At 40.6% G+C, this 14,852-nt stretch carries 11 protein-coding genes; 8 read left to right on the forward strand and 3 right to left on the reverse strand.

Annotated elements, in window-relative coordinates:
* Positions 1–42 precede the first annotated feature (42 nt).
* On the forward strand, positions 43–747 hold the full coding sequence (locus K8F54_RS10770) for an NRDE family protein (RefSeq protein WP_290790698.1): 705 nt from the start codon (positions 43–45) through the stop codon (positions 745–747).
* Here K8F54_RS10770 and apaG read toward each other — a convergent pair.
* Genes apaG through K8F54_RS10785 form a run of 3 tightly spaced genes read right to left on the reverse strand, consistent with a single transcriptional unit; the run spans position 740 to position 3,546 of the window.
* A complete protein-coding gene (apaG, locus tag K8F54_RS10775; RefSeq protein ID WP_290790700.1) occupies positions 740–1,126 on the reverse strand; it encodes a Co2+/Mg2+ efflux protein ApaG in 387 nt (128 codons plus the stop codon). The two genes, K8F54_RS10770 and apaG, sit on opposite strands and share 8 nt — an antisense overlap.
* Before the next feature lies 1 nt (position 1,127).
* Entirely contained in the window at positions 1,128–2,264 is a 1,137-nt protein-coding gene (locus K8F54_RS10780) for a DUF3667 domain-containing protein (RefSeq protein ID WP_290790702.1), read from the reverse strand.
* A gap of 28 nt (positions 2,265–2,292) precedes the next feature.
* Positions 2,293–3,546: a DUF5103 domain-containing protein gene (locus K8F54_RS10785; RefSeq protein WP_290790704.1), complete on the reverse strand. Its 1,254-nt coding sequence runs from the start codon at positions 3,544–3,546 to the stop codon at positions 2,293–2,295.
* Between the two features lie 192 nt (positions 3,547–3,738).
* On the opposite strand from K8F54_RS10785, the gene K8F54_RS10790 reads away from it, so the two are divergent.
* The 7 genes from K8F54_RS10790 (at position 3,739) to K8F54_RS10820 (ending at position 14,721) form a co-directional block, all read left to right on the forward strand.
* Positions 3,739–5,091, forward strand: a complete 1,353-nt coding sequence (locus tag K8F54_RS10790) for a Na(+)-translocating NADH-quinone reductase subunit A (protein ID WP_290790706.1) — start codon at positions 3,739–3,741, stop codon at positions 5,089–5,091.
* A 4-nt stretch (positions 5,092–5,095) separates the two neighbouring features.
* Positions 5,096–6,304 (forward strand): NADH:ubiquinone reductase (Na(+)-transporting) subunit B, encoded by a 1,209-nt coding sequence (locus K8F54_RS10795; RefSeq protein ID WP_290790708.1) that lies wholly within the window; start codon positions 5,096–5,098, stop codon positions 6,302–6,304.
* 2 nt (positions 6,305–6,306) lie between these two features.
* Positions 6,307–7,056: a Na(+)-translocating NADH-quinone reductase subunit C gene (locus tag K8F54_RS10800; RefSeq protein ID WP_290790710.1), complete on the forward strand. Its 750-nt coding sequence runs from the start codon at positions 6,307–6,309 to the stop codon at positions 7,054–7,056.
* 3 nt (positions 7,057–7,059) lie between these two features.
* A complete protein-coding gene (locus K8F54_RS10805; protein WP_290790712.1) occupies positions 7,060–7,707 on the forward strand; it encodes an NADH:ubiquinone reductase (Na(+)-transporting) subunit D in 648 nt (215 codons plus the stop codon).
* Between the two features lie 27 nt (positions 7,708–7,734).
* Entirely contained in the window at positions 7,735–8,472 is a 738-nt protein-coding gene (nqrE, locus tag K8F54_RS10810; RefSeq protein ID WP_290790714.1) for an NADH:ubiquinone reductase (Na(+)-transporting) subunit E, read from the forward strand.
* 1 nt (position 8,473) lies between these two features.
* Positions 8,474–9,781, forward strand: coding sequence for an NADH:ubiquinone reductase (Na(+)-transporting) subunit F (gene nqrF / locus K8F54_RS10815; protein ID WP_290790716.1), 1,308 nt, complete (start codon positions 8,474–8,476; stop codon positions 9,779–9,781).
* A 179-nt stretch (positions 9,782–9,960) separates the two neighbouring features.
* Entirely contained in the window at positions 9,961–14,721 is a 4,761-nt protein-coding gene (locus K8F54_RS10820; protein ID WP_290790718.1) for a S8 family serine peptidase, read from the forward strand.
* The last annotated feature ends 131 nt before the right edge of the window (positions 14,722–14,852 follow it).

Raw genomic sequence — 14,852 nt, forward strand, 5'->3', positions numbered from 1 at the left:
AGGTTTTGTAAGTTTCAGCCTTCATAAAAAACCACTTAGTATATGTGTACCGTAACATTTATTCCCAAAGGAATCGAAGGCTTTGTGCTAACATCCAATCGCGATGAGGCACCGGGCAGGAATACCTTGGCTCCACAGATCTATTCGATCAATGACGTTGAATTGCTATTTCCGAAAGATGAAGTGGCGGGAGGCACATGGATAGGTGCGAGTAGTAAGAACCGACTTATTTGTTTGATGAATGGCGGTTTTACAACACACAATCGGAAAGATACTTATCGGATGAGTCGGGGTGTTATTGTCACCGATCTGCTTACTTCTGAAGATGTCATTGCCGATATAGAACTATATGATTTCACCGATATTGAACCGTTTACCATTATCATGGTAGAATGGCAAAAAGACCTTCGGTTGTACGAATTGGTGTGGGATGGAACAACTTCACATTTTTCTGAAAAACCGTTAGCCCCTCAAATTTGGTCGTCTTCACTGTTGTATTCCGAAGCGATAAAACGCAAAAGAGAGTCTTGGTTCTCCGATTTTTTATTTGAACATCTAAACCCTACCGAAGCAGAGTTGCTATACTTTCACAAAACGGCAGGTGAGGGTAATATTGAAACCAACGTGATCATGGATCGCGGTTTTGTAAAAACAAAAAGTATTACACAGGTGGTTAAAAAGTCGAAGCTTTCGATGCGCTATGAAGACCTTCAAACTCAGGAAGTATATTTAAACACAATTAATTGATTGCGAAGGGAGCACTCAATTTAAATGAAGGAATTACCACTCTGAATTTTCGAGTAGTAGTAAAATTGATCATTTCGTAATAGCCGTCCATAGCACCGAACGGGGATAATAGAAGGCATCCACTGCTGTAGGAATGTTTTGCACCCGATTGCAGTACGGGTTTTTTGCCAATAACGCCCTCACCTTCAACAACTTCTAAATCGTTTAAAGCATCCTTGATATTCCAATGTCTGGCCGTTAGCTGAACCGCGTCCTTACTCTGGTTCTCAATAGTCACGGTATAGCCATAGGCATAATACATTTTATAGTTCTTATAAAATGTGCCCTCATACGAAGTCTCTACAGAAACCTTAATACCTTGTGTTACTTGTTGTACCATTTTAATAGGTGGCTGCTGTTACTGCGAAAAACAATAAGGCAGCTATTGTTGAGCTAAACCAAAAAACAATGTTTAAAAATACAAATTTTATAATTGTTATCAAACGGTTCTGTTTGTAGAAGTTGCGAAGAGCCTTATAAAAATAAAACGGCCCTACCAATCCGAATAAGAGTGTGCTAAACACATCCTGGCCAAAAAGCATGTCGGGAAGTAAAGAAATTAACATCGCCAAAAAGATAAAACTGAAAATATGGAATATAAACACCATGTGTTCCATATAGGTATAATTGGTTTTGGAGTAAAATAGCCAAAAGAAAAAGGCATACATAGGGGTGAAGAAAAACAGAAAGAATGGAACCTTTTGCATCATATAGTTGGCGAAACCAAAGGGATCGTCGGATATTCGATCAATAGCACTGTTTTTATTGTAAACCCACCTATTGAATGACGTGTTCTTGTGCTTCATGCTATCCAATGCCATCGAAGCGTCCTTGATTTCATATACTTCATAGAAATCTCGGTAAAAAACGAAGCGCTCTATAATTCGGTTGCTCCATTGGATGGTATCTAAGTCTTCTTCTGTGATAAATTTAAAATTTTCTTTTGTTTTTTTCTCCTTTTTTGAAAGCGTATCCTTGTTTAATACAACGCCGCTATCGGCAATTTTCAAGGTGTCTTTCTTGCCGTCTTCATTCGTAAAAACTACGTTCTTACTACCCAGAGAGTCCAGTGATACCTTATTGCCATCGTTGTTGAAATTGATAAACGGATTCGAATTTGGGGCTAAAGAAGTAAGCAGACTTTGTAAGAGAAAATAAATGATAGAAACACTTAGAAAAAACCGAAACGGATTAGCGTATTTAAGCCGTTGGCCATTTACGTAGTTCTTTGTAATGGTTCCAGGTTTGAATAATAGGTCTTTTAGGGTATATCGAAGTCGCGAGTCGTAGACCAGAACACTGCCAATAAATTCTTCAATAAAATCTTTAAGGGAAAGCTGTTTTTTAGTGTTGAGTTGCGAGCAATACGAACAATAGCGATCGCTTAAATCCAGCGGATGTCCACAATTAAGACATTTCATTCCGCGGTACTTAAACGCCTTTCTACTATTACTCTTTACAGGTTTGTCTGATTCCATGGTTCCGTAAAGATAATTTTTTTACGGATTAATTATTTGTGATTTTCGAAGAGCTTCCTGTTCCCATCCCAACAATGCGATCGTAACGACCTCCCAGATCTCTGTAATAGACCAAAACAGTGTATTGATTTTCGGTCTGCCAAAAATTTCCATCAATGGCTCCTTCATCTACCGAGCCATCTCGATCTACAAGTACATATTTATAATCGTAATATCCCTGTTTAAAGAGTCGGGAAGTACGATAGGTATCGCTAGTCGAATCGTACTCTAAGAAAGTGGTTCCGTCAATAGTCCAATTGTTGAAATTTCCATAGATATGAATTTCCTTATCACCAATATCTTCAAAATACTGAAGGTTAAAATGAATGCGCACATAATCCGATTCAATACTTTGTCTTTCGGCGTCAATATTGCGCACCACAAAATTTCCATTTACGTCGGGATTGTAGGTGTAAGGCCGATCCTTTCGGGAGATATTTGTGTATAGGAAGTTTTCATAAATATCGTTTAGTTCGACCCTGCGTATTCCATAAGTTGCAGATCGAATATCCTTATTGTCAAAACTTAAAAATTCGTTACCTCCCCAAAATGCAGCTTCTTTGTCATACCTATAAATAAGTTCTGTTCCAATTGTGTACTGGGGTTTTAAATTGGTGATGGCGGTTTTTAAATTGCTGTTCTGAAGAACGACCGTTTTTACCGTTTGTTTGGGGTTAATGAGCAATAGTCTTGGAGAATTTATCACAAACTGAACCACTTGTTTTTCTTCTATATAATTGAGATCTCGGGATCTTTTAATTTCAACACCTACCGTAACATCCGACTCAACTACCATAAATTTCCTCGAAAAAATGAGTGCGTTATCATCGTTATAAATACTGAGTAAATAATTTCCGCTCTTTTCAATCTTACGCGTGTCCCTGTTCGGAATACGCAAGATATAATGTGAAAATAGCTGCAGTGTGTTTAAGGAATTCTCATAGGTTTGTATGCGCATTTCATCAAACCCATCCAGATATTCCCCCTTAGAAAGATCACTTGGCGTCCAGTCAAAATTATAATGTGTGATGGTGTAATAAAAATCTTCCTCTTCACCATTCAGCGCATCAAAGGTAAGATTCAGACTTTCACCAAGGCGTATAATAGGCAACTGACTTTGAGCGGTGGTGCCGCTAAATTGTATGGTGCTTATATAAGAGGGTGCTACGCGTTCCTCGACCTGTGAATAAACTGAAAATGTGAGACAAAATAGGAAGTAAAAAGCAACTGTTTTCCGATACATAAAATAAATTTTAAGCGTTTAAAGATACACAATTTTTGTGCCCTAAATAAGGCCTTAAAATACCGCTGTTGTTTTATGTGAAAATTATAAACAATTATTATGTGATGCTATATTAAATTTATAAATTTGCACTCGCTTTCCCGATAGTTATCGGGACGGAATCAAAAGGAATTTTTTTAACACTAGCATCCTATGTCCAAAGACATTAAGATTAAAAAAGGTCTTACCATTAGATTGAAAGGAGAAGCAGACAAAACGCTATCCAACGCACCTCGATCTAGAACTTTTGTGATTAGACCCTCAGCCTTTCATTTGATCACTCCAAAAATGGTAGTAAAAGAAGGGGCCAAAATACAAGCCGGAGACGTTCTATTCTATTCGAAAGCCAAGGAAGAAATTAAATTTGTTTCTCCTGTAAGTGGTACACTTACCAAGATTGAAAGAGGCGCAAAACGTGTGATCACGGAGATTGTACTTGAAGGAGATCAACAAGATACCTATAAGGACTTCGGCATTATTAATCCGGATTCGATGAAACCGGAGGATGTAAAAAAACATTTATTAGCTTCAGGTTGTTGGCCGTTTATCAAACAACGTCCTTACGATGTATTGGCAAATCCAGATGTAACCCCCAAAGCTATTTTTGTTTCGGCATATACGACCGCACCATTGGCTGCCGATTATGATTTCGTGTTACGCGGAAAGGAAAAACAATTGCAAGCTGCTGTTACGGCATTGCGTAAATTAACAGAGGGAGCTATTCACGTTTGTGTTGGTGCAAGCGGAGTTTCTCCTTTTGAAGGACTGGAAAATATTAATCTTCACAAGGTAAAGGGACCACATCCTGCGGGCAACGTGGGTGTGCAAATTGGAAAGATCGACCCGGTGAACAAGGGCGAGACTGTTTGGACTGTTTCACCCCAAGATCTCGTGATTATTGGCGAGTTATTCATAACCGGAAAATTCAAAGCCGAACGCACTATTGCTTTGGCAGGTTCTTCAGTAAAAACACCTAAATATTACACGACAAAGATTGGTTCCGAAGTAGCGACTTTTATATACGATTCGGGTTTAACAGAAGAGAATGTACGTGTGATTAGCGGAGATGTGCTTAGCGGGAAAAAGATTTCGGTAAAAAGCCATTTGGGCTACTATGAAAATACCGTCACTGTGATTCCTGAAGGGGATGATTACGACTTTATGGGTTGGACCAAACCTGTCTTTAATAAAATTTCGACATCACGCGCCCTGACATTCTCATGGATGCTTCCGAATAAAAAATTTGAATTGGACACCAATACCAATGGTGAGCACAGAGCCTTTGTGGTTACCGGAAATTACGAGGAAGTATTTCCTATGGACATTTATCCCTTACAAATTCTGAAAGCGTGTATGGTTGAAGATTTAGATGCTATGGAAGCTTTGGGTATGTATGAGGTAGCTCCTGAAGATTTTGCACTTACCGAATTTATTTGTGTGTCTAAACAACCACACCAGGAAATTATAAGAAAGGGTCTCGATTTAATGTATAAAGAAATAGGATAATGCTATGGGATTGAAACAAAAATTACATACGCTAAAAGAAAAATACAAGGGCAAAAAGATGGCACCTGCATTCAATGCATTGCACACCTTTTTGTATTTGCCCAACGAAACGACCCATTCGGGAGCACATGTGCGTGCCGCAGACGATTTAAAGCGTACCATGAACACAGTGATCATGGCGTTGCTTCCTTGTTTGATCTTCGGAATATTTAATGCCGGGTACCAACATCATTTGGGAGCTGGAGACATTCAGGCGGTAAGTGCCGGCTTTTTTAGCCCCGAATTTTGGAGCTGGACTAATTTCTGTACGGGAGCTTGGAAAGTGCTTCCCATAGTACTAGTTTCCTACGGAGTAGGTCTAGGGATAGAGTTCTTATTTGCTGTGATCAAAGGTCATGAGGTAGAAGAAGGGTATCTGGTAACAGGGATGCTGGTTCCATTAATTGTACCTATTGATATTCCGTTGTGGATGTTGACGATCGCTGTTATCTTCGGAGTAGTCATTGGAAAAGAAGTATTTGGAGGGACCGGGATGAATATTTTAAATCCGGCCTTAACCATTAGAGCCTTTTTATTCTTCGCCTATCCAACGTGGATGAGTGGAGATAAAGTATGGGTCCATGGAGCGGTTGATACCGTGGGACAACCCGATGCGATTTCGGGCGAAACTATTTTAGGTAGTCTGGCACAGAGTCAGCCAGTTGCTTACGATGTCATGGATATGTTCTTAGGATTTATACCGGGTTCCATCGGGGAGACTTCAACCCTCTTAATTGTATTGGGAGGCCTATTTTTATTATTTACGAAAATTGGCAGTTGGAGAATTATGCTTTCGTCTATCATTGGAGCCTTAGCAATGGGACTTATTTTTAACGGTGTGGTGGATGCCGGATGGATTGGTGAAACGAGTAAGTTTTACGGGTTGATGAGTTTAGATTTCTGGCAGCATTTACTAATTGGAGGATTGGCATTTGGTATTGTTTATATGGCGACCGATCCGGTTACCGCATCACAAACCAACAAAGGAAAGTGGATCTATGGATTCTTTATTGGGTTTATTTCGATCTTGATACGAGTGTTTAACCCGGCCTATCCGGAAGGGGTAATGCTCGCAATATTATTAATGAACGTCTTTGCACCTACGATTGATCATTATGTGTTGCAAGGAAACATTAAAAGAAGATTAAAACGTATAAAAGTTAAAACAGCTTAACAATGGCAATTAACACAGATAAGAATAGTTATACCGTCATTTTTGCCATTGTCATGGTAATAGTGGTTGGATCACTTTTAGCAGGATTTGCCAGCGGTTTAAAACCTTTGGTGAAAGCTAACGAGCGTTATGAAAAGCAGCAGAACATTTTGTACGCCATGGGTGTCAACAATAATGAAGGTGCTAATGATGTAAGCTTTATATCAACAGATAAGGTTGAAGCTGAATTTGAAAAATATATTACCAAGCAGCTGGTTATCGAAGGAGATAAGGTCACAGAAGATAGTAATGCCTACTTGATCGATCTTAAAAAAGAAGAGACCAAAGCAAAGGATAAAAGCTACACCAGAAGACTTCCGTTGTTTATTGGTGAAAAGGACGGTAATGAGGTCTATGTAATTCCTGTGCGAGGAAAAGGACTCTGGGATGCCATTTGGGGATTCGTTGCCGTGGATAAATCGATGACCGTTCAAGGCGTTTATTTTGATCATAAAGGAGAGACACCTGGATTGGGAGCCGAGATAAAGCAACGCTATTTCATGGACGATTTTACAGGAGAAAGTTTCTTGGTTGAAGGTAACTTTGAAGGGATTCGAGTGGCCAAAGGAAATAACGATCCGAAAAATACCGATACTACAGACAACGAGGTGGATGCGTTGGCCGGAGCCACAATTACCGGCGACGGAGTTTCAGCCATGCTTAAAAAAGATATTAGAATGTACGTGCCTTACTTTAAAAAATTAAACCAATAAGCGATGGGACTATTATCAAAGAAAGACAGCAAATTAATATTAGACCCATTAGCAGATAATAATCCGATTACCATTCAGGTATTGGGAATTTGTTCCGCATTGGCAATTACTGCACAATTAAAGCCATCTATTGTAATGGCCATTTCAGTAGTATTTGTTTTAGGGGTTGGGAATGTGGTTATTTCGCTTATGCGGAATATTATCCCATCGAAAATTAGAATCATTGTACAGTTGATCGTGGTCGCCACCTTAGTAATTATTGTGGATCAAGTTTTGAAGGCCTTCGCCTATGAATTGAGCAAAGAGCTTTCGGTATTTATTGGATTGATCATTACCAACTGTATCATTATGGGACGTTTTGAAGCCTTTGCACTAGGGAACGGCCCTTGGCGCTCTTTCCTCGACGGAATTGGAAATGCAGCCGGTTACGGAATCATATTGATCATCGTCGGTTTCTTTAGAGAATTGTTGGGGTCGGGTACCTTATTCGGATTTAAGGTATTGGGAGATCCCGTAGAGAAATCGGGATTGTACGCTATTGGGTACGAAAACAACGGATTTATGGTGTTACCTCCAATGGCATTGATAGTAGTTGGAATTATCATTTGGGTTCAACGTAGTAAAAATAAAGCACTAATCGAAGAAAACTAGTAGGCTGAAAGGCTGAAACCTAAGAATATGGAACATTTAGAATTGTTTTTTAAATCGGTTTTTGTAGACAACATGGTCTTTGCATACTTCCTTGGAATGTGCTCCTATCTTGCTGTTTCCAAAAAAGTGAGCACGGCAGTAGGATTAGGTGCTGCGGTTATTTTTGTATTAACCGTAACAGTACCACTTAACTGGCTTCTCGATCAGTATATCTTGCGCGAAGGTGCCTTGGTATGGTTGGGCGAAGGATATGCAGATTACGATCTAAGCTTTTTGTCCTTTATCTTGTTTATTGCCACCATTGCTACCATGGTACAATTGGTAGAGATTATAGTAGAGAAATTTTCACCGGCACTTTATAACTCGTTGGGTATTTTTCTTCCGTTAATTGCCGTAAACTGTGCCATCTTAGGAGGTTCCTTATTTATGCAGTCAAGAGACATTGAAAGTTTTACACTGGCATTGAATTACGGCTTCAGTTCGGGGATTGGCTGGTTCTTGGCAATTGTTGCGATAGCGGCAATTCGTGAAAAGATACGTTACAGCAATGTACCACCACCGCTTCGGGGATTGGGGATAACCTTTATCATCACCGGTTTAATGGCGATAGGATTTATGAGCTTCGGAGGAATGTTAACCGGAGGTGACGAACCCGTAGAGGTTTCTGAAGTGAAAACAGCGGATGTAGAATATACTTCCGAAGAAAATAATGAAAATACAGCTTTGACCGAAGTGGTTGAAGCTTCAGAAAAAACACAACAATAATATGTTTTTAGCAGCGAGCACATTAGGCGTTATCATTGCAACCGTTGTTGCCTTCTTGGTTTTAACCTTGCTTTTAGTCGCGTTATTGCTTTTTACAAAGCAGAAGTTATCTCCTTCAGGTCCGGTAAAGATTACCATCAACGACGAAAAGGTGATCGAAGTGGAATCCGGCAACACCCTTTTATCTACTTTGGGAAATCAAAAAATATTCTTGCCCTCCGCTTGTGGAGGTGGTGGAACCTGTATTCAGTGTGAGTGTCACGTACTTTCAGGGGGTGGCGAAGCGCTACCTACAGAAACCCCGCACTTTACCAGAAAAGAGTTAAAAGAAGGTGCGCGCCTGTCCTGTCAGGTAAAAGTAAAACAGGATATGAATATTCGTATTCCGGAAGAAGTCTTCGGAATTAAAAAATGGGAAGCAACTGTCGTGAGAAATTATAATGTGGCTTCTTTTATTAAGGAATTTGTTGTTGAAATTCCGGAGGATATGAATTACAAAGCAGGGGGTTATATACAAATAGAAATTCCTCCCTGTGAAGTGAAATTCGCCGATATGGACATTACCGCGCATCCGGAAGAACATGAAACTCCGGATAAGTTTCAAGCCGAGTGGGATAAATTTGGTCTTTGGCCCTTGGTCATGAAAAACACCGAAACGGTAGAACGCGCCTACTCAATGGCTTCGTATCCTGCCGAAGGAAGAGAGATCATGCTGAACGTTCGTGTGGCCACACCACCATGGGATCGTACAAGAAACCAATGGATGCAGGTAAATCCGGGAATTGCGTCCTCGTATATATTTAATGCGAAAAAAGGTGATAAGGTAACGATTTCAGGGCCTTATGGTGAATTCTTTATCAATCCATCCGAATCGGAAATGCTCTACGTGGGAGGAGGAGCCGGAATGGCACCGATGCGTTCGCACCTGTATCATTTGTTTAGAACCTTAAAAACCGGTCGTAAAGTGACGTATTGGTATGGCGGACGTTCTAAAAGAGAGCTTTTTTATATCGATCATTTCAGAAATTTGGAGAAGGATTTTCCTAATTTCAAGTTTTATATGGCACTTTCTGAACCACTTCCAGAAGATAATTGGAAGGTGAAAAAAGACATTGAGGACGCAGGAGATGGGTTTGTAGGATTTATTCACCAGGTGGTAATAGACAACTATTTGAACCATCACGAATCTCCTGAAGATATCGAACTGTATTTCTGTGGTCCTCCATTGATGAACCAGGCCGTTCAGAAGATGGGAGAGGATTTTGGTATTCCGGATGAAAACATCCGATTCGACGATTTCGGAGGATAAACCACCAGTTTTATTAAAAAGATTAGCCGTTTCAGCCCTCTGAAACGGCTTTTTTTATGGAATATGTTAAAAAAATACGCATTTCATCGTATAAATATTGCTTTTATCGGATTAAATTATATTTTTGAAGATTATGTTAAAATAAAAATACGAAGTATAGTCCCCAAGACCCCCAACTTATGAAAAATTTTATTCTCTCCATTTTTCTGTTATCTTTTTTTATTGGCTTCGGTCAGCAACGTACCAGCACCCAAGTCGGTTTTCAAAAAATTGCAGATACCACCAAGTATGCAACAGCAGTTAATGCGATTGTCGCAGGTTACGATCAAGCCAAATTGAACGCGCTTTACAATACGTTTAGTGAACGACAAACTTCCGAAAAGGAGGAAGCCGTTGCCTATGCCCTTATCAATAATATTCCCATCGAAAAATACAACGAGGATGGTTCCTTTGATGAGTTACAACGAATTACGTCTTATGGCGCTCCTATCTACTATAAACTGCACAATGCCAATGCTTCCATATCTACTCGAGCCAACTATCTGAACACGGGTGGTGGTTTAGGCCTAACAGTAGATGGTGATAATTTAACTGCGCATGTTTGGGATGGTGGACCTACGCGGCCTACCCACCAAGAATTCGATGGTGCTGGCGGAAGTAACCGGGTGACTATCAATGATGGGGTAACTACCATAAATGGAAATAGTTTTCATGCACAACACGTTACAGGAACCATAGTTGCTTCAGGTTTTGTTGCAGCAGCAAAAGGGATGGCATGGCAGGCTAATGCCTTAACACATGACTGGAATAACGATTTAACCGAAGCCACCTCCGAAGCCTCTTCAGGAATGTTACTCTCCAACCACTCATATGGATTTGATGCAACTGCCATTCCGGATGCTTGGTTCGGTCAATATGGATCGGATGCTCGCGACTGGGATCTATTAATGAATAGCGCGCCTTATTATTTGATGGTGAATTCGGCAGGAAATGACGGTAATGATAATACCGCAAACGGAAATCCATTGGCTGGAAACGCTGCATTTGATAAATTAAACGGAACAGCAACCGCTAAGAATAATTTTGTAATTGCCAATGGTCAAGATGCCAGTATTGATGGAAGCGGTAATTTAATATCTGTCAATCGAAACTCAGGAAGTAGTGAAGGACCAACAGATGATTATCGAATCAAGCCCGACATAATGGGAAATGGTACCAGTTTGTATTCTTCGTTAGAGACCAGTAATAGCGCCTATGGAAACCTTACCGGAACCTCTATGTCGGCGCCCAATGTTACAGGGACTTTACTGCTGCTGCAAGAACATTATTTTGATATCAATGCAGCCTTTATGAAAGCGGCGACGCTTAAAGGCTTGGCACTACACACAGCAGATGATACCGCAGCCCTAGGGCCCGATGCCGAAACAGGTTGGGGCTTGTTAAATGCAAAATTTGCAGCCGAAACAATAACAGCCAATCCTGCGTCTGCAGTGATTTCCGAATTAACTATATCACAAGGTCAAACCTATCAAGTGACAATCCAATCTGATGGGGTGAATCCCTTAAAGGCTTCTATTTCATGGAATGATCCTGCGGGAGCCATCAATAGTGGAACCAATAGTAGTACGCCTGCTTTAGTAAACGACCTGGATCTTCGATTGAATAACGGATCAACATTTACACCATGGAGGCTCACTGGAGTGAACTCGAACGGTACCGGGGATAATACGGTGGATCCTTATGAGCGAATTGATATTAGCGGAGCTTCGGGACAATATACACTAACAGTAACTCACAAAGGGACACTTTCAGGTGGAGCTCAAGATTTCTCTCTGGTTGTAACCGGCGGGAATATTGCTGCGAGTACGCCTCAAATTTCGTATGGAACAACGACTTCTTCATTAACCGAACAAACCGATTGTAGTTATACAGATGTCACTATTCCTCTAAACATAGCCATGGCGCCTTCACAGGATGCCGATGTGAATTTTGCAGTAGCCGGTGGTACTGCCACTGATGGTGTCGACTTTGATCTTATCACAACTTCAGTAACCTTTTTGCAAGGTCAGACCACTTCACAAAATATGACGGTACGTATCTATCACGATGCCTTTGTGGAAAGTACTGAAACGGCTATCATCGAATTTACCGTAAATCCCAATGGAGGCGATGCAACGGCAAATACGAATGCAAATTCTTTGACCATTACGATTAATGATAACGATGTAGCACCAACAGTCACCCAAAATTTGAACATATTATTTGAAGATTTTGAAGTGCCTACAGGATGGACTAGCATAGATGCAGATGGAGATACCTTTGATTGGGTTATTTCCAACCTTGATGGTATACATGGTTATGTAGGAAATGCGGCTAGGAGTTTTTCGTGGAACGGTTCAAATTACACACCGAATAATTACTTGATGAGCCCACAGTTTACAATTCCAGCTGGAGCAACAGCGGCTTCGGTGAGTTACGAAATTGGATCAGCAACCGATCCAAATTTTTTTAGTGAACATTATTCGGTATACTTTGTAACAGACATTTCGAATGAAGCAGCCATATTGTCGAGTACCTTATTAGTCTTGGAAAATGACCGGACGATTCCAGCCGTTGGTTCTGAAACCAGAAGTCATAATTTAAATGCAGTAATTGGTACACCGGGTTATTTTGTGGTGAGACACCATAACGTAACGGGTGAATGGTATTTGGGTCTTGATACGGTAAGTGTTGACGCAACAGTCAATACAGCAGTGCAAACAGCTGTGAATAACGGAACGAGCGATCAAAAGTTGCTAATGGGTGCAGGGACAATCTATACTGCCGACGCTAGTAGTGGTGATGTCATGTTGGATATTACGAATAACAATTCGGAAAACTATGGCTGTGTAGATGTTGCTGTTACGAGAGCAGGAACAGGAGCACAACCCTACGATGGAAGTACTTCTCCAAATTTGGTGATGGATAAAACCTTTGCTATTACACCTGCAAATACATCTGGTGCCGGCAATACAAATGTTGCCTTTTATTTTACCGAAGCCGAAATTGCCGGTTGGGAGACCGCAGTGGGTGGCACGGTAGGAGTCACAAGAAATTCTTTGGTCATAGCCCGAGATGATAATGGTTCGCTGGTTGAAACAGCAACAGCGACCCTAGGCGCATTTGGTACAAATGTAACTTTATCGGGTACTTTTTCAGGACTGGATGGAACCTATCTGTTTGGACCAATAGGTGCATTTTTAACATGCCCGGGCGTTACCAAAACTTGGAATGGAACCAACTGGAGTCCGGCCGGAGCACCGGACACTACGAATCCCGTTATAATTTCAGGAAATTATAATACTTCAGCAGCTGCAGATGGTAATCTCGATGCCTGTACAATACAAGTCGATAATGGTGCCACACTTACCGTGGGAGCCGATAGTTATTTAAATGTGAACAGCAATATTGTGGTAAATGGCAATATGGTTGTGGAACATACGGGTAGTGTTGTCCAAATAGATACGGATGCAACTGTAACAAACAATGGTGGTAATAGTATCGACGTTGAGCTCACTACGCCAATATTACAGACACGTGATTTTATGGTCATGGGTAGTCCTATGGATGGAGAGACTCGCAACGGTGTTTTCAACAGTGCCTTTTTGGTGCTTAATCATACCCCTGCGAATTTCATTCCCCATCCCGGTGTTCCTCTTGGAGGAACCAATTTTGCCGATGAAAACGGTGATTTTTGGAATGCCTATTCCGGAAATATCAATAATGGTGAAGGCTTTATAGTAAGACCGCAGTCTGGTTATACCGATCCTGCCAATACCACCTACAATATGACCTATACTCAAGGGACACTGAACAATGGAGATATTAGTAGACCCATTGTTTTCAATGGTCTGGCAAGCAATGGTGATGGTACTCCTAACGTCATCGCTAACCCATATCCGTCGGCTATTTCGGCCTCTCAGTTTATTGCCGATAATTCTTTGGTAACTCGAATTTATTTCTGGGAACATCTAACACCACCCAGTAGTAGTATTCCCGGTGCAGGAAGTATTAACTTCAGTATGGACGATATATCCATGTATATTGATGGTGGCGCACTACCTGCTGCCAACGACCCAGGTACGAGCACCGAACCAAACGGAGTGATCTCTACCGGACAAGGCTTCGGATTCTTTGCCCAAGCGGCCGGAACTATTACGTTTACCAATTCGATGCGACTTACCACAGGAAATACCACCTTGCGAAAAGGCGTTGAAGTTGACAAGGTATTGCTTAAGGTGCGAAACGAACAATACAATGTCGGAAGTCATGCCTTGGTTGCCTTTAACCCACAGGCGACTCCTGGTTTGGATGAAAATTATGACGCAGACAGATTGGCCACCACAATATCGTTATACTCTCACTTAGAAGATGGAACAGAACAATTAGGTATACAGAGTCGTGAAGCATTCGATTCTCAGATAAAGGTACCAATCGGCTTTGCAAGTCAGGTAGATGCCGAGGTGTCTTATATTATTTCTATAGCCAATTTGGAAGGAACAAATATCGATCAAGCTACGATATTCTTAATTGACAATTGGGAAAACAGTATCCATAATTTAAGTGCAAGTGATTATGAGTTTAAAAGTGCAAAGGGCACTTTTAACCAACGGTTTACCTTGTTGTTTGAACCTGAAGTGATTTTAGGAACTCAGGATAATAGCCTAGAGCATATCGTGATTTTCCCCAATCCAACCTCCCATAACATTCAAATAGTGTCTCCTTATATTACTATTGAAAAGGTGGAAGTTTACGATGTACAAGGAAGAAAAATACAAGAAGTTGTATTTAATCCGCAAAGCAGTTATCAGGTAGATCTTTCAAAATTTGATGCTGCCATGTACTTTGTGACCTTATATACCGAAAAGGGAGTGGAAACAAGAAGTATTGTAAAGGAATAACGCGATACTTTAACATTTAGAGAAGAACCTATTGTAGTGATTCTATTTAAGTGGTTTTACTTTCGATGTAAATAGATAATTGCTTAAATTTGAATAATATCAAATAGAATAGCCATACCTACGAACTATTC

Source organism: Altibacter sp. (assembly GCF_019913785.1).
Classification (GTDB): domain Bacteria; phylum Bacteroidota; class Bacteroidia; order Flavobacteriales; family Flavobacteriaceae; genus Altibacter.